This window comes from Thalassobaculum fulvum, assembly GCF_014652915.1.
Lineage (GTDB): Bacteria > Pseudomonadota > Alphaproteobacteria > Thalassobaculales > Thalassobaculaceae > Thalassobaculum_A > Thalassobaculum_A fulvum.
In genome coordinates, this window is sequence record NZ_BMZS01000004.1 from 130,867 (window position 1) to 146,976 (window position 16,110).

Here is a 16,110-nt window from a genome sequence, read left to right on the forward strand (position 1 = left end):
ACCGCCCGGCCGCGACGTTTCATCCGCGGGCACGCTCGACGGAATTGATCACCGGTGTGGCGCGCAGCGCGGCGATGATGGTGGTCAGGTGGCGGACGTCGCCGACCTCCACGTCGATCAGCAGCTCGAAGAAGTCGACCGACCGGGTGGTGATCTTCAGGTTGATGATGTTGCCGCCGTTCTTGCCGATCACCGTCGACAGCGAGCCCAGGCTGCCCGGCTCGTTCGCGATCACCACGTCGAGCCGGCCGACATGCACCGACGCCCGCTCGGCGTCCCAGCCGATGTCCAGCCAGCGCTCCGGCTCGTGGTGGTAGTTCTCCAGGGTCTCGCAGTCGATCGTGTGGATCGTCACGCCCTTGCCGGTGGTCACGATGCCGACGATCCGCTCGCCCGGCAGCGGGTGGCAGCAGCGCGCGAAATGCACCGCCATGCCGTCGATCAGCCCGGTGATCGGGATCGCGTCCCGGCTGGCCTTCTTCGGCTTGCCGCGGGCCCGGGCGATCGGCACCACGTTCGCCGGCTTCTCGGCCGGTCGCGCCGGCGGATAGGCCGCATGCACGATCTCGACGGCGCTGGCGAGCCCCTCGCCGACCGCTGCGTACAGATCCTCGACGGTCTCGGCCCGGAACTTCTCGGCCAACGGCGCGACGGTCTTCTCGCTGAACGGATGGCCTTCCTGGCGGAACGCCTTCTGCAGCATGGCCTTGCCGAGATCGGAGAACTGCTGGCGCCGCTTCAGCCGCACGAAGCGGCGGATCCGCGCCTTCGCCTTGCCTGTGACGACGAACTGTTCCCAGGTCGGTGACGGGGTCGAGGTCTTGGACGAGACGATCTCGACCTGGTCGCCGTTCTTGAGCTGGGTCTGCAGCGGCACCAGCCGGCCGTTGATCTTGGCGCCGACGCAGGTGTCGCCGACCTCCGAGTGCACCGCGTAGGCGAAGTCGATCGGCACCGAGCCCTGGGGCAGCGCGATCAGGTCGCCCTTCGGCGTGAAGCAGAACACCTGGTCCTGGTACATCTCGAGCTTGGTGTGCTCGAGGAACTCCTCCGGCCCGGACGCCTGGTCGAGGATGTCCAGCAGCTCCCTGATCCAGCGGTACTTGCGGCCTTCGCTGGCGCCCGATCCCTGCTTGTAGGACCAGTGCGCGGCGACGCCGAGCTCGGCCACCTGGTGCATGTCGGCGGTGCGGATCTGCATCTCGATCCGCTGCCGCTGCGGGCCGATCACCCCGGTGTGGAGCGAGCGGTAGCCGTTCGGCTTCGGCGTCGATATGTAGTCCTTGAAGCGTCCCGGCACCACCGGATAGCGGGCGTGGATCAGGCCGAGCGCGTGGTAGCAGGCACCGATGTCCGCCACCACCAGCCGGAACGCCATGATGTCCGACAGCTGCTCGATGCCGACGTTCTTGCGCTGCATCTTCTGCCAGACCGAGTAAGGGGTTTTCATGCGCCCGGCGATCTGCGCCTCGACGCCGCCCTCGGCCAGGGTGGTCCGCAGTTCCTCGATGATCCGCTCGACCAGGTCGCCGCCTTCGGAGCGCAGGAAGTCGAGCCGGGCCTTGATCGACGTCCGGGCGTCCGGGTTGATCTCGGCGAACGCCAGGTCCTCGAGCTCGTCCTTGATGTCGTTGATGCCGATCCGCGCCGCCAGCGGCGCGTAGATGTCCATGGTCTCGGCGGCGATCCGGCGGCGCTTCTCGGGCTTCCCGATGAAGTGCAGCGTGCGCATGTTGTGCAGCCGGTCGGCCAGCTTGACCAGCAGAACCCGGATGTCCTGGCTCATCGCCAGGACCAGCTTGCGGAGGTTCTCCGCCTGCTTGGTACGGTCGGACTGCAGCTCGATCCGGGTCAGCTTGGTGACGCCGTCGACCAGGCGCGCGATCTCGTCGCCGAACATCCGGCGGATGTCCTCGAGCGAGGCGTCGGTGTCCTCGATGACGTCGTGCAGCAGGGCGGTGATGATGGTCCCGTGGTCGAGCTTCATCCGGGTCAGGATCCCGGCGACCTCGAGCGGGTGCGAGAAGTACGGGTCACCGGACGCGCGCGTCTGGCTCCCGTGCATCTTCATGGCGTACACGTAGGCGCGGTCGAGGGCCGCCTCGTCGGCGGTCGGATCGTATGCGCGTACGGTTTCGACCAGTTCGTATTGCCGGATCATCGGGCCCTACCTGCGATACCGATGAAGGTAGGACCGGAACTCCGGGTTGGCGAGACGGGATCGTCAGTCCTCGTCGTTGAGCGTACCGTCGTCCACGTCTTCGAAGCCACCGCCGCTCTCGCCATCTTCCTCGACCTGCATGCCCAGGTCCGATGCCGCATTCTCGTCCAGGGTGTCGCCCTCGGCCAGACGGCCGTCCAGCCCGGCCGCACCGCCGAGGCCTTCGCTGCCGATCAGGCGCTCCAGGTCGTCGTCCTCCGGCTCGTCGACCTCGACGTGCTTCTGAAGGCCCTTGATCAGGCTTTCCTTCAGGGCCTCGGAGTCGACGGTCAGGTCGGCGATCTCGCGCAGGGCGACCACCGGGTTCTTGTCGTTGTCGCGGTCGACGGTGATCTGCGAGCCGGCGGAGATGTCGCGGGCCCGCTGGGCCGCGGCCATCACCAGGTCGAAGCGGTTCGGGATCTGGAGGATGCAGTCCTCGACGGTAACCCGCGCCATGGGAGCCTCTCGAATGCGGACGGAGAAAGTCGGCGAGCCGCGGAATATAGCGATGCGACCCTCGCGAAACAAGGACTATCCACAGCCATCACGCATCCGGAATCGGCCGGATAGACGGGCCGTCGGCCGGCAGCGCGGCGATCAGTTCGACGACCTCCCTGCCGCCGACCGGATCCCGCCAGTCCGGGGCCACGTCGGCCAGCGGCAGCAGCACGAAGGCGCGCTCCCGGGCCCGGGGGTGCGGCAGGACCGGGCCGCCGCCGCGGCCGTCCCGGACCATGCCGTCGTAGTCGATCAGGTCCAGGTCGAGTGGCCGCGCCTCGTTCCGGACCACCCGCACACGGCCGAATGCCGCCTCGATGCCGTGCAACCGGTCCAGCAGCGCCGCCGGGTCCAGCGTGGTCTCGACCAGGACCACGCCGTTGACGTACCAGGGCTGGCCGGACGGCGGCACCGGCTCCGATTCGTACCAACGGGAGATCGCCACCACGGCGACATCGGGCTCCCGTCCGAGCCGGTCCACCGCGGCCTGGCAGGTCTCGAGAGCGGTCGCGAAACCGTCGGCCGGCAGGTTTGCGCCGATCGCGATGACGATCATCGGACCAGCCCGGCCGGACGCGCCGGTCGTCCGGCGTTTCGTCTGTACACACCCCTGTACGGGCTCATAGTATGACATCCGCTTCGCGCTGACCCGTGATACCGCTGTGATCGACGGGATTTGGTCTGAATATTGACGCTCGTTTGAACACCATTTGAGAGGCCCCGGCCATGTTCTTCTATCCGCACGAGAAAATTGCCTTGTTCATCGACGGCGCGAACCTCTATTCCGCTGCCCGGGCGCTCGGATTCGACATCGACTATAAGCGTCTACTGGAGCTGTTCGGCAGCAAGGCGCATCTGATCAGGGCGTTCTACTACACCGCCCTGCTCGAGGATCAGGAGTACTCGCCGATCAGGCCGCTTGTCGACTGGCTGGACTACAACGGCTACAGCCTGGTCACCAAGCCCGCCAAGGAGTTCACCGACTCCCAGGGCCGCCGCCGGATCAAGGGCAACATGGATATCGAGCTGGCGGTCGACATGATGGAGATGGTCGACCGCCTCGACCACGTGGTGCTGTTCTCCGGCGACGGCGACTTCCGTTCGCTGATCGAGGCGGTGCAGCGCAAGGGCGTCCGGGCCAGCGTGGTGTCGACCATCCGGTCGTCGCCGCCGATGATCGCCGACGAGCTCCGCCGCCAGGCCGACCAGTTCATCGACCTCGATCAACTGGCCAACGACATCGAACGGGTCCACGCCGACCGGCCGCCGCGGCGCGACCGGGTCGCCCCGACGCCGACCGACAGCTCGAACGGCGACGAGGACTACGACGACGACGAGATGCCGGCCGTCGTCACCCGCCGGTCGCCGCGGCGGCCCGGCGGCTACGACGGCGCCTGACCGCCGGCGATGCCCGCCCCGACCGCCGACATCCGGCCGGCCGCCGAAGCGCCCGCCGATCCCTCGCCCGCCGATCCCTCGCCGGACTGCGCGCTCTGCCCGCGCCTGGTTGCGTTCCGCGACGCCAACCGGAAGGCGTACCCGGACTTCTTCAACGCGCCGGTGCCGAGCTTCGGCCCGACCGACGCACGCCTGCTGATCGTCGGGCTCGCCCCGGGCCTGCGTGGGGCCAACCGCACCGGCCGGCCGTTCACCGGCGACTATGCCGGCGACCTGCTGTACGCGACCCTGGTCGGCCACGGCTTCGCGCGCGGGTGCTACGACAAGCGGCCGGACGACGGGCTCGAGCTGGTCGACTGCCGGATCACCAACGCTGTGCGCTGCGTGCCGCCGGAGAACAAGCCGGTCGGCGCCGAGGTGTCCGGCTGCCGCCCGTTCCTGGTACGGACGATGGAGCAGATGCCGTCGCTCCGGACCATCCTGGTGCTCGGGTCGGTGGCGCATGGCGCCACCCTCGCCGCCCTCGGCCTGCGCAAGTCGGCCTACAGGTTCGGGCACGGCGCGGTGCACCCGCTGCCGGACGGCCGCACGCTGGTCGGCTCCTACCACTGCTCCCGCTACAACACGAACACCGGCAAGCTGACGACCGCGATGTTCGACGCCGTCTTCGCCACGGTCCGCCAAGTCATCGACCGCTAGCCGCAGGCGCTCCGGAAGCGGGCATCGTACAGTTCGACCATCCAGGCAAAGTCGACGCCGGTCAGGTACAGGACGACTGCAGCTACCGCCACCACCGCCGCGAGCTCGCCGAGGCGGATCCACTCGACGTACCAGAACATCGCCGCCAGCAGCACGATCACCGGCGCCCAGAACGGCAAGGTCGCACTGAAGAACAGCAGGTGGATCTCGAACGGGAACAGGACCTTGCCGCCGGACTCCTTGAGCGGCTTCAGCCAGCAGGTGGATTCGGGGTCGAGGAAGGCCTGGACCAGCGCCGCGGCATCCAGGACCAGCAGGAACAGCACCGGACAGAGCAGGACGATCGCCGCCGTCCAGGGCTTGTAGCGGGCGCGTCGGCGTGTCGGGGTCGCCCCGGGCGGCTCAGGCGGGCCGACCCTGGAGCGCCCGTCGCTCATGCGCGTTCCCGCATGATCCGGGACTTCTGGCGCTCCCAGTCGCGCTTCTTCACGTCCTCGCGCTTGTCGGCGAGCTTCTTGCCGCGCGCCAGGCCGATTTCGAGCTTGGCGATTCCGCGGTCGTTGAAGTACAGCGCGATCGGCACCAGCGTGTAGCCCTCGCGCCGGATCAGGCCGAGCAGCCGGTTCATCTCGCGCTTGTGGACCAGCAGACGGCGGATTCGCCGCGGCTCGTGGTTGAACGGCTCGGCCGGCTTGTACTCCGGGATGTGCGCGTTGATGAGCGCGAGCCCGCCCTGGTACTCGCCGGCATAGGCCTCGTTGATCGACGCGCGGCCCTCGCGCAGCGACTTGACCTCGGAGCCGGTCAGCATCATGCCGGCCTCGATGGTGTCCTCGATCTGGTAGTCGAAACGCGCCCGCCGGTTCCGCGCCACTTCCCGGCGGGCGCCTTGGCTGCCCGCCATGACGCCCTCGCTGTCCTCGTCAGTTCAACAACCCGGCATGCCGCATCGCGTCCTCGACGCGGCGCTTGCTGGACTCGGCGATCTCGACGATCGGCAGCCGGGCGGTGCCGTCGCACAGCCCCAGCAGCTTGGCCGCGTACTTCACCGGCCCCGGGCTTGTCTCGCAGAACAGCGCCGCGTGCAAGGGCTGCAGGCGCTCGTTGATGGTGAACACGGTGTCGAGGTCGCGGCGCTGCCACGCCTCGTGCATCTCGGACAGCGGCTTCGGCGCCACGTTGGCGGTCACCGAGATGCAGCCGTGCCCGCCGTGCGCGAGATACGGGACGATCGAGGCGTCCTCGCCGGAAAGCTGGGTAAAGTCGGCGCCGATCGCCATCCGGGTCTTGATCGGCCGCACCAGGTCGGCGGTCGCGTCCTTGACCCCGACGATGCGCGGCAGCTCCGCCAGCCGGGCCATGGTCTCCACCGTCATGTCGACGATCGAACGGCCCGGGATGTTGTAGATGATCACCGGGATCTCGGCGCAGTCGTGCACAGCCTTGAAGTGCTGGTACAGCCCTTCCTGGGTCGGCTTGTTGTAGTACGGCGTCACGTGCAGCACCGCGTCGGCGCCGGCCTCCTTGGCGTGCCGCGTGAAGTCCATCGCCTCGGCGGTCGAGTTGGAACCGGCGCCGGCGATCACCGGGACCCGGCCGCGGGTCTCGTCGATGCAGATCTCGACCACCCGCTTGTGCTCCTCGTGGCTGAGCGTCGGGCTTTCGCCGGTGGTGCCCACCGGCACCAGACCGTGGGTGCCGTTGGTGATCTGGAAGTCGACGAGCTTCCGGAACGCCGTCTCGTCCACCTCGCCGTCCTTGAACGGCGTGATCAGGGCGACCAGCGACCCCTTGAACATCGGCTCTCCGAACGCGTAACCCATCGGCCTTCTCCCCGAACGGCGACTTCACATGTCGCGGAGCCGGACCTTACGCCGCGGAATCCCGCGGGGCAAGGCTCGCGGCCCCCTCCCGCGGCCCCGTCGAACCGGGTATGGTGGTGTGCGTTGCGGAATTCGGACGAACGAAGCGGCGAGCCCTCGATGCCCTGGCCCTGGCGGCAATCAGCCTACTTCCCTTCCCATCCTGCGCGAGGCCTGACCGGCCGGTCGCTGACCGTTCGCGTCGCGGCGGTCGCGGTTGCGCTCGCCCTGCCGGGCGGGCCGGCGGTCGCGAAGACCACCGTGCCGCAGCCGGTACCGCGACCCGTGGCGGCCTCCCCGACGCCAGACACCCGATCCGCCGACGCGCCGCCGCTGCCGACCGCGCGGCCGCTGCACGCCGAGGGCCGCCTGCCGCCCGGCGACTCCGCCTGGCGGACCACCCTGGCGTTCGCCGAGGACGGCGACTGGGCGGCCGCGCTCGCCGTGCCCGGCCGGACCGACGACGCCGAGCTCGCATCGGTTCTGACGTGGCTGACCCTCCTGGACGATGGCCGCCCCGCGGACTTCGCCGCGATCGCCGAGTTCCTGACTGCGCACCCGAATTGGCCCGGCGAATACCAACTCGAACTGCGGGCCGAGCGGCTGATGCCTGGAACGATTCCGGCGTCCGCCAGGGTGTTGTGGTTCCGCACGCATCCGCCGCGCACGACCGAGGGCCGTCTCGCCTATCTCGACGCCCTGGCGACCACCGGGGCGACCGACACGCTGGTCCCCGAGGTCCGTCGGGCGTGGCGCGAACTCGACCTGGGCAACAAGGCGCTCAAGGACTTCCTGGACCGCTACGGCAAACACCTGCGGCCGGTCGACCACCAGGACCGCCTGGACGAGATGCTGTGGCGAGGCAAGGCGGCGGCCGCCACGCGCACCCTTCCCCTGGTGTCCGACGGCTGGCGCAGGCTGGCCGACGCCCGCATCCGGCTGCGCGAGGGGCGCGGCGGTGTCGACCGCGCGATCGAGGCGGTCCCGGTCGAGCTGCGGGACGACCCCGGGCTGCTCTACGAGCGGATCCGGTGGCGGCGCCAGCGCGGCATGGTGACCGGCGCCCGGGACCTGCTGTTCGAAGCGCCGCCGAAGCCGGAGTTCGAGGCGCTGTGGTGGCGCGAACGCTCCTGGCATATCCGCGAGGCGCTGGATGCCGGCAACGCCGAGGATGCCTACCTGCTGGCGGCCTCGCACGTCCAGCGCGGCGGGGTGGCGTTCGCCGAGGCGGAATGGCTGGCCGGCTGGATCGCCCTGCGGTTCCTCGACCGGGCGGAAGACGCGCTGCGGCACTTCCGGGTGCTGTACGAGAACGTGTCCACGCCGATCAGCCTCGGCCGGGCCGCCTACTGGGCCGGGCGCGCCGCCGAGGCTCTGGGCGACGCCGCCACCGCGCGCGCCTGGTATGGCCGGGGGGCCGAACAGCCGACCACCTTCTACGGGCAGCTCGCCGCGGCCCGGCTGGGCGCCACCGAGATCGCACTCGCGCCGTCGGCGCCGGTGTCCGAGGCCGACGCGCGCCGCTTCCACGCCCGCGACCTGGTACGCGCCACCGAGGCCCTGATCCGGATCGACCGGCGCAAGCTGGCGGAGCGGTTCCTGCGCACGCTGGCCTACCAGGCCAGCAGCGAGGCCGACTCGCTTGCCGTCGCCCGGCTGGCGGCACGCAGCGGCTACACGTCGGCGGCGGTCTACGCGGCCCGCCGGGCGGCCCGGGGCGGTGCCTCGCTGATCGAGATCGGCTACCCGATCCTCGACCCGTTGCCCGACGACTCGCCGGAGCCGGCCCTGGTGCATGCGATCATCCGGCAGGAGAGCGGGTTCGACGCCGATGCCGTCAGCCGGGTCGGCGCCCGCGGCCTGATGCAGCTGATGCCCGGCACCGCCAAGCAAACCGCCAGGACGGCCGGCGTGGAGTACGACCTCGGTTCGCTGATCGCCGACCCGAACTACAACGTCAGGCTCGGACGGACCTACCTGAACGAGATGATCGCGCGGTTCAATGACCAGTACGTGCTGGCGATCGCCGCCTACAACGCCGGCCCGCACCGCGTGAACCAGTGGATCGCCCGCTACGGCCACCCGGCCTCGCCGGATGTCGACGTGATCGACTGGATCGAGAAGATCCCGTTCTCCGAGACCCGGAACTACGTCCAGCGTGTGCTCGAGGGGCTGCACGTCTATCGCGGACGGCTGCCGCGGGCGCCGGCCTATGCCGAAACGGCTGGCGGGTGGCGCCCGCAGGCGGTGTGGTGCGTCTACAGCTGCGGCGTGCTGCTCGACGGACAACAAGCAGCACTGCCCAGGGGGAAGAAGCAATGACCGAGCGCCTGACCGGCATCGAGGCCTGCGTGTTCGATGCCTACGGCACGCTGTTCGACGTGCATTCCGCGGTCGCCCAGTGCCGGGACCGTTTCGGCCTGGAGGCCGGCGCCGCCCGGACCATGTCCGACACCTGGCGGACCCGCCAGCTCCAGTACTCCTGGCTGCGCTCGCTGATGGGCCGGCACGTCGACTTCTGGCAGGTCACCGGAGAGGCCCTGGATTTCGCCCTCGATACCGCGTTCGGCGTCGGCAAGGCGCCCGGCGGCCTGCGCCAGGCGCTGATGGACAGCTACCTGACCCTGCACACCTATCCGGAGGTTCCCGCGGTCCTGCGCCGACTGAAGGACGGCGGCATGAAGACCGCGATCCTGTCGAACGGCTCGCCGACCATGCTCGAGAAGGTCTGCGCGAGCACCGGGATCGACGCGGTGCTCGACGCCGTGCTGTCGATCGAGGACGTTGGGATCTACAAGCCGCACCCGAGCGTGTACCGGCTGGCGGTCGACCGGCTCGGCCTCGGCGGTCCGGCCGCCGTCAGCTTCCAGTCGTCGAATGCCTGGGACGCGGCGGCCGCCGCCGACTTCGGCTTCAAGGTGGTGTGGTGCAACCGGTTCGGCCAGGCCCGCGAGCGGCTGCCCGGGTCGCCGGACGTCGAGGTCACGAGCCTGACCGACCTGCCGACGATCGTCGGCCTCTGAGCCGGCGGCGCGCCCGACCGTGCGCGAACTGTTCGTCAGCAACCGGGTGGGCCGTCGCATCCACGTCTCGGACTGGGGCGACCCGCTGGACCCCCGCACCCCGGTGCTGGGCCTGCCGGGCTACGCCCGCTCCGCCCGGGACTTCGGGCACGTCGCCGCTCGCCTGACACCGCGGCGCGTGGTCTCGCTCGACTACCGGGGGCGCGGGCGGTCGGACTACGAGGCCGACTGGCGGGCCTACGATCCGCGCACCCTGGTGGACGACGTCCGGCAGGTGGCGGTCGCCACCGGCCTGCACCGGTTCGTCGCGATCGGCACGTCGCTCGGCGGCATCCTGGCGATGGCGCTGGCGGTCGCCATGCCGGCCTCCCTCGCCGGTGTCGTGCTGAACGACGTCGGTCCGGCCGCGGTCTCCGGCGGCGCCGACTACCTGATCGACTACATGGGACGGGACCGGCCGCAGCCCGACTGGCCCGGCGCGGTCGCCGAGCTGCAACGCAACATCCCGAACCTGTCGCTGCGGACCGACGAGGAGTGGCTGGCGTTCGCGCGCAACACCTTCCGGCGGGGCGAGGACGGGCTGCTGCACATCGACTGGGACCCGGCGATCGTGAAGCCGTTGCAGGCGGGCGCCGCCCGGGCGACCGACCTGTGGCCGCTGTTCAAAGCCCTGCGCCCCTACCCCGTGCTGGCGATCCGCGGCGGCCTGTCGATGCTGCTGTCCGCCGAGACCTTCGACGCCATGGCGGCGGCGCATCCGCGGATGCGCCGGGTGACCCTGGATGGGGTCGGGCACGCACCTACCCTGGACGAACCGATGCTTTGCGAGACCCTCGATGACTTCCTCGACTGCCTCTGATCTCCCGACCGTGTCCGACATCCGCGACGCCGCCCGCCGGCTTTCCGGCGTGGCGGTACGGACGCCCCTGCTCGAATCCCCGTTGCTGAACGCGAGGTTGGGCGGCCGCCTGCTGGTGAAGGCCGAGCCGCTGCAGCGCACCGGTTCCTTCAAGTTCCGCGGCGCCTACAACCGGATCGCCCTGATCCCGGAGGCCGACCGGGCAAAGGGCGTGGTCGCGGTGTCGTCCGGCAACCACGCGCAGGGCGTCGCCGCGGCCGCCCGGCTGTTCGGGCTGGCCGCGACGGTGGTGATGCCGGACGACGCCCCGGCCATTAAGCGCGCCAACACCGAAGCGCTGGGCGCCACCGTGATCCCCTGCGACCGCTATCGCGACGACCGCAACGCGATGGTCCAGGCGATCGCGGAGCGCACCGGCGCCACCCTGGTCAGGCCCTACGACGACCCGGGGATCATCGCCGGCCAGGGTACGATCGGCCTGGAGATCGCCGAGCAGACGGCGGAGATCGGCGTGCGGGCCGACGCGGTCCTGGTGTGTTGCGGTGGCGGCGGGCTGGTGTCCGGCACCGCCCTCGCGCTGTCGGAAACGGCACCCGGCGTACCGGTCTGGTGCGTGGAGCCCGCGGACTTCGACGACACGCGACGGTCGCTGACGGCCGGCGAGCGGCTCGGCAATGCGGCCGAGGCCCGGTCGATCTGCGATGCGCTGCTGTCGCCGATGCCGGGCGAGTTGACCTTCGCGTTGAACCGCCGGTTGCTGGCCGGCGGCCTCGCGGTCGACGACGACGAGGTTCGCTATGCGATGCGGGTCGCCTTCGAATCCCTGAAGCTCGTGGTCGAGCCGGGCGGTGCGGTCGCGATCGCCGCGGCCCTGGCCGGCCGAATCCCGACCGCCGGCCGCACGACCGTGGTCGTCGCCTCGGGCGGCAACGTCGATCCCGAAACCTTCAGGCAGGCGCTGGCGGCCTGACGGCCGCCGGCACGGAGGTCAGCTGCCGGCCGCGATCGGCGACGGCGCCGAGGCGGCCTCGCCCTCGCGCTGAACCGTCGGCTTGATCGGCTCCAGGCGCGGCAGCACCTTCTTCTCACCCTCCGGCGGGAAGTGGCGGCAATTGCCCTCGAAGAACGCGCCGGGCTCGATCGACAGCCGCTCCTGAACGACGTCGGCGATCACCCGCGCGGTCTTGATCAGGGTCACGTGCCGGGCCTTGATCTGGCCGGTGACCGACCCGGCGATCACCACCGTCTCGGCCTCGATCGCGCCGCGGACCGTCGCCGAGCTGCTGACCGTCAGCTTCTTGGAGACGATGTCGCCCTCGACCGTGCCGTCGACCTGGATGTCGCCGCCGCTGTTCAGGTTGCCGTTGATCGACAGGTCCGAACTGATGATCGACGGCGCCGCAGGCTTCGGGGCCGTCGACGTCTCGGGTTTGCTAGTCTGCTTCTTTGGACTGAACATACGCGCCCGCCTTCAGAAATTTGGCCGGATTGAGGGCCCTGCCGTGATACCGGACCTCGTAGTGGACGTGAGGCCCGGAACTCCGGCCGCTCGATCCGAGCAGCCCGATGGTCCGGCCGAGTCTCACGGCCTCTCCCCGTCGGACCGTGATCTTAGCGAGATGGGCGTATCGCGTCATCAATCCATGGCCGTGGTCGATCTCGACCACCCGGCCGTAGGCCCGGCGCCGGCCGGCGAACACCACCGTACCGTCGGCCGTCGCCGTCACCGGCTCCTTGTAGGGGCCCGCCATGTCCAGCCCGTCATGCATCGCCCGCCGGCCGTTCAGCGGGTCGACCCGGGGGCCGAACCGGCTGGAGATCCGGTAGTTGGCGACCGGCGGGACCAGCGGCAGCGAGACGAACACCCCCCGCAGCGCCTCCCAGCGCTCCAGCCGCTGGGTCAGCGACACCCGCAGGGAATCTTCGTCCTCCTCGACCTGCATGTCGGGATGATAGGGAACGAACGGACCGCCCTGCCCCATGATCTGCTTGGGCGGCAGCGGCGCGATCGCGTCCAGCTTCAGCCCGGTGCGCTTGATCACTTCCTCGACCGTGCGGATGTTGGCCTGCGCCCGATCGGAGATCCGGCGCAGCTCGGTGCGGTGCGCATCCCGTTCCTCCTCGAGCACCCGCTGCAGCGAGGACAGCTGGTTGCGCAGCCCGTCGTTGTCCGACGCGATCGCGCTGCGTTCGAGGATCACGGTGCGCAGGTCGCCCTTCAGCGCCTTCACGTTGTTCTGCAGCAGCGCGATCTTGGAACTCGAGGATTCGAGCTCGTTGTGCAGCGCCCAGAGCCGATCGTCGAGGGCGGCGCGTTCCGCCGCGATCTCGGCCTTCTCGGCCTCGATGGTCTCCAGGTGCCGGCGCAGCGTCCCGATATGGGCTTCCAGCGCGTTGTTCTTCCCGGTCATCTGCCGCAGCTCGGAGCCGAGCAACTCGAGCTGATCGCCGAGGGCGACGCGCGCGTTGGCGATCCGGGCCCGCTCCTTCTCGGAGGTGCGCAGCGCCACCTCGGTCGAGTTGAGATCCTGCTTCAGCGCCTCGTTCTGGCTGAACAGGCGCCTCAGATGCGCCTCGGTCTCCTTCAGGTCCCGGGTGATCCCGACGATCGAAAGCTGATAGTCGGAGACTTGGTCGAGCAGCTTGCGGTAGGCCTGACGGGACCGGTCGATCGACTCGTTCTTGGCGAGGATCATCGCCCCTTGGGTGTAGTAGCCGACCGTCGTGAACCCGACCCAGCCGGCGAATGCCAGCCAGCCGCCGAGCGCCGCGAGCTGCAGCCCGGTGGTCAGCCGGATGTAACTGGTTTCGCCGTCCGTGCGGAGGATGATCTGTCGTTCCGGGAAGAACCGGCGCACGCCACCCTTCAGGCGATCCGCCCACCCAATGGCGTCGTCTGTCATGCGGCCACCCCCCGTCGATTACGTTCGTGTGGTTCGGGCCCGCCCGCCCGACCTGTTCGCACTCGTCTCTCCCACGCGGCACGCGCAAATTAGCTTTCGTCGGTATCATAGGCAAGAAGTTGCCGCAGCCGGAGCACTGCGTGGGGCGGGATCTAGACCTCGACGACCAGATCCGCGGCGTCGCCATGGCCTTGCGGCACTGGTTCGACGTCCGCGACCTGGAGTCGTTGCAGCGCGAGGTGGGCATCCTGCCCGCCGGCGGCGCGAGCCGGCCGTACGACAAGCATCGCCGGGTGCTCACCGTCACGGCACTGCCACCGCAGATCGTAAGACTGAAGGCCGACGCCCCGATGGCGACGCTGCACTACATGCAGGACGTCTACGACGACGGCACCTTGCGGGCGGATCCGTGGCGCTGGTGGTTCGCCTGGGTCGCGATCGAGCTGATCGCCCGCGTCGGCCCGGATCGGGACGGCTCCAAGACCCGTCGATTTGTTGCCGAGGATCCGTCGATCGAGAGCGTGCGGGTATCCGCCCCGCGCTGGCTGGCAGCCAACCCCCTGCGTCTCCGCCTGATCGAGCGACGGCTGGCCGAACTGGTCGACCGTGCCTCGGATCCGGACGCGTCGCCCGGCCGGACCATCCAGGAGCGGGTGCGCGGCAACCTGGCCGGCAACCTGGCTCGCACCCTGGTGGACGCCATGGCCGACGAAGCCGCGGGGATCGCCGCGGCGATCACCCTGCGGCTCGACGAACGGGCGCGCCGCGGCTGAGGCCTCGATCCGGCTGAGAGCTCGATCCGGCCGCGACGTCAATCCGGCCCTGCCGCCAGACCGCCGGGGCGTCGGGGATCCGCGAACCCCCGGTAACCCTCCGCGACCCGGCGAACGTTCTGCACCGTCGCGCCGGACCGGCGGCGCACGACCCGGTGCCCCATGGCTTCGAGCAGCGCCGCGGTATCCGGCGAAAAGCCCTCCTCGATCCGCAGTTCGTCCGGCAGCCACTGGTGATGGATCCGCGGCGCCAGTGTCGCTTCCGCGAGGTTCATGCCGTGGTCGATGGTGTTCACGAGGAACTGCAGCACCGAGGTGATGATCCGGCTGCCGCCCTGCCCGCCGGTGGCGATGGCCGTCGCCGGCCCGTCGAGCACCAGGGTCGGCGCCATCGAGGACAGCGGCCGCTTGCCGGCCTCGACGGCGTTCTCCTCGCCCTGCACCAGCCCGTAGGCGTTGGCCGCACCGGGCCGGGCGGCGAAGTCGTCCATCTCGTTGTTCAGGAAGATGCCGGTGCCTTCGGCAACAATGCCGGTGCCGAACGCGAAGTTCAGGGTGGTGGTCAGGGCGACCGCCGTGCCGTCCCGGTCCATCACCGAAAGGTGGGTGGTGTTGTCGCTCTCGTAGGCCTTCGGCTCACCGGGGCCGAGCGCCGACGACTCGGTCGCCCGCTGCAGGTCGATGCCCTGGCGCAGCGACGCCGCGTAGTCCTTCGAGACCAGCCCGGCCAGCGGCACGTCGTGGAAGGCGGGGTCGGCGATGTGCTTGAAGCGGTCGGCATAGGCCCGCCGCATGGTCTCGGCCATGCGGTGCAGGGTCGCTGCCGAGCCGAACCCGAGCTCGGCGATCGGCCAGCCCTCCAGCACGTTCAGCATCTGGATCAGCAGGGCGCCGCCGGAGCTCGGCGGCGGCATCGAGACGACCTCGACCCCGCGATACGTCCCGCGCACCGGCTCGCGCAGCACGGTCCGGTATTCCGCCAGGTCGCCCTCGTCGATCAGCCCGTCGTGCCGCCGCATCTCGTCGGCGATCGCGACCGCGATCGGGCCGCGATAGAACCCGTCCGGGCCGTCGCGGGCGATCAGCGCGAGCGTATTGGCGAGGTCGGGCTGCCGGAATATTTCCCCCGGCAGATAGGCGCCGCCGTCGGCCCGGGCGACCACCACCTTCGACTGCGGCCAGCGGCTCAACCGCTCGTGCGAACGGGCGATGTCGCGGGCGAGCGCCCGGGTCATCGGGAAGCCGTCCCGGGCCAGCGCGATCGCCGGCTCGATGACCCGGTCGAGCGGCCAGGTTCCCCAGCGCGCCAGCGCGTCGGCATAGCCGGCGACCGATCCGGGAACGCCGACCGACCGGTGCGAGTACCGCGCCAGCCGCTTGTCGACCTCGCCGTCCGGCCCGATGAACAGCTCCCGCCAGGCCCGCCCGGGCGCAGTCTCGCGGAAGTCGAGGGCGACCGGCGCCGACCCGTCGGCCGGCCGCACCAGCAGGAATCCGCCGCCGCCGAGGTTGCCGGCCTGCGGCAGCGTCACCGCCAGGGCGAAGGCCGTGGCGACCGCGGCGTCGATCGCGTTGCCGCCGGCCGCCAGGACGTCGACCCCGACCCGGGTCGCCGTGGCCTCGCGGCTGGCCACCATGCCGTAGCGGGCCTCGGCCGGGATGATCCGGTCGCCGCGATCGAGCGCCGGCGCCTCGAGCGATGCCCCCGCCGCGAAGGCCGGGCCGAGCAGCGCCAAGCCGCCGCCGGCCAGGACGCCGCCGCCGGCCAGGAAGGCGCGCCGGCCGAGCCGCGGGCCCGGCCCCGATGGGAGACGATGTCGCTGGCTCACCGAATGGTCCTCCACCCGTCGTCTCGGGGACAATAAGCGTCCGATGCCGGTCTCGCCACCCGC

The 16,110-nt window shown here is 70.3% G+C and carries 16 protein-coding genes; 7 read left to right on the forward strand and 9 right to left on the reverse strand.

Going from position 1 to position 16,110, the window contains the following annotated elements; translation table 11 throughout:
* Positions 1-19: 19 nt before the first annotated feature.
* From IE246_RS09965 to folK, 3 genes are all read right to left on the reverse strand, one after another.
* A complete protein-coding gene (locus IE246_RS09965; protein WP_189988935.1) occupies positions 20-2,161 on the reverse strand; it encodes a RelA/SpoT family protein in 2,142 nt (713 codons plus the stop codon).
* A 63-nt stretch (positions 2,162-2,224) separates the two neighbouring features.
* Positions 2,225-2,659 carry a DNA-directed RNA polymerase subunit omega gene (rpoZ, locus tag IE246_RS09970; RefSeq protein WP_189988937.1) on the reverse strand — a complete coding sequence of 145 codons (435 nt, stop codon included), beginning with the start codon at positions 2,657-2,659 and terminating at the stop codon, positions 2,225-2,227.
* A gap of 88 nt (positions 2,660-2,747) precedes the next feature.
* Positions 2,748-3,257, reverse strand: coding sequence for a 2-amino-4-hydroxy-6-hydroxymethyldihydropteridine diphosphokinase (gene folK, locus IE246_RS09975; RefSeq protein WP_189988939.1), 510 nt, complete (start codon positions 3,255-3,257; stop codon positions 2,748-2,750).
* A gap of 170 nt (positions 3,258-3,427) precedes the next feature.
* On the opposite strand from folK, the gene IE246_RS09980 reads away from it, so the two are divergent.
* Positions 3,428-4,099, forward strand: coding sequence for a LabA-like NYN domain-containing protein (locus tag IE246_RS09980; RefSeq protein WP_189988941.1), 672 nt, complete (start codon positions 3,428-3,430; stop codon positions 4,097-4,099).
* A 9-nt stretch (positions 4,100-4,108) separates the two neighbouring features.
* On the forward strand, positions 4,109-4,798 hold the full coding sequence (locus tag IE246_RS09985; RefSeq protein WP_189988943.1) for a uracil-DNA glycosylase: 690 nt from the start codon (positions 4,109-4,111) through the stop codon (positions 4,796-4,798).
* Here IE246_RS09985 and IE246_RS09990 read toward each other — a convergent pair.
* Genes IE246_RS09990 through dapA form a run of 3 tightly spaced genes read right to left on the reverse strand, consistent with a single transcriptional unit; the run spans position 4,795 to position 6,597 of the window.
* Positions 4,795-5,235 (reverse strand): hypothetical protein, encoded by a 441-nt coding sequence (locus tag IE246_RS09990; RefSeq protein WP_189988945.1) that lies wholly within the window; start codon positions 5,233-5,235, stop codon positions 4,795-4,797. The two genes, IE246_RS09985 and IE246_RS09990, sit on opposite strands and share 4 nt — an antisense overlap.
* Positions 5,232-5,702, reverse strand: coding sequence for an SsrA-binding protein SmpB (gene smpB, locus IE246_RS09995; RefSeq protein ID WP_189988947.1), 471 nt, complete (start codon positions 5,700-5,702; stop codon positions 5,232-5,234). Before smpB ends, IE246_RS09990 begins: the two co-directional genes overlap by 4 nt.
* 19 nt (positions 5,703-5,721) lie before the next feature.
* Positions 5,722-6,597, reverse strand: coding sequence for a 4-hydroxy-tetrahydrodipicolinate synthase (gene dapA, locus IE246_RS10000; protein WP_189989612.1), 876 nt, complete (start codon positions 6,595-6,597; stop codon positions 5,722-5,724).
* Between the two features lie 183 nt (positions 6,598-6,780).
* On the opposite strand from dapA, the gene IE246_RS10005 reads away from it, so the two are divergent.
* From IE246_RS10005 to IE246_RS10020, 4 genes are read left to right on the forward strand one after another with little or no spacing between them, the layout of a single operon-like run.
* Positions 6,781-8,982 (forward strand): lytic transglycosylase domain-containing protein, encoded by a 2,202-nt coding sequence (locus IE246_RS10005; protein ID WP_189988949.1) that lies wholly within the window; start codon positions 6,781-6,783, stop codon positions 8,980-8,982.
* Positions 8,979-9,683 (forward strand): haloacid dehalogenase type II, encoded by a 705-nt coding sequence (locus IE246_RS10010; protein ID WP_189988950.1) that lies wholly within the window; start codon positions 8,979-8,981, stop codon positions 9,681-9,683. The genes IE246_RS10005 and IE246_RS10010 overlap by 4 nt, the downstream gene beginning before the upstream one ends.
* A gap of 19 nt (positions 9,684-9,702) precedes the next feature.
* On the forward strand, positions 9,703-10,542 hold the full coding sequence (locus IE246_RS10015; RefSeq protein ID WP_189988952.1) for an alpha/beta fold hydrolase: 840 nt from the start codon (positions 9,703-9,705) through the stop codon (positions 10,540-10,542).
* On the forward strand, positions 10,520-11,512 hold the full coding sequence (locus IE246_RS10020) for a threonine ammonia-lyase (protein WP_189988954.1): 993 nt from the start codon (positions 10,520-10,522) through the stop codon (positions 11,510-11,512). Before IE246_RS10015 ends, IE246_RS10020 begins: the two co-directional genes overlap by 23 nt.
* 18 nt (positions 11,513-11,530) lie before the next feature.
* On the opposite strand, the gene IE246_RS10025 is transcribed toward IE246_RS10020, so the two are convergent.
* The gene (locus IE246_RS10025; RefSeq protein ID WP_189988956.1) at positions 11,531-12,001 is read right to left on the reverse strand and encodes a bactofilin family protein; all 471 of its coding nucleotides are present in this window, start codon (positions 11,999-12,001) and stop codon (positions 11,531-11,533) included.
* On the reverse strand, positions 11,976-13,445 hold the full coding sequence (locus IE246_RS10030; protein WP_189988958.1) for a M23 family metallopeptidase: 1,470 nt from the start codon (positions 13,443-13,445) through the stop codon (positions 11,976-11,978). The genes IE246_RS10025 and IE246_RS10030 overlap by 26 nt, the downstream gene beginning before the upstream one ends.
* Positions 13,446-13,585: 140 nt before the next feature.
* Between IE246_RS10030 and IE246_RS10035 the strand changes: the two genes are divergently transcribed.
* Positions 13,586-14,218 carry a hypothetical protein gene (locus IE246_RS10035; protein WP_189988960.1) on the forward strand — a complete coding sequence of 211 codons (633 nt, stop codon included), beginning with the start codon at positions 13,586-13,588 and terminating at the stop codon, positions 14,216-14,218.
* 38 nt (positions 14,219-14,256) lie between these two features.
* On the opposite strand, the gene ggt is transcribed toward IE246_RS10035, so the two are convergent.
* A complete protein-coding gene (gene ggt, locus IE246_RS10040) occupies positions 14,257-16,047 on the reverse strand; it encodes a gamma-glutamyltransferase (RefSeq protein ID WP_189988962.1) in 1,791 nt (596 codons plus the stop codon).
* Positions 16,048-16,110: the final 63 nt, after the last annotated feature.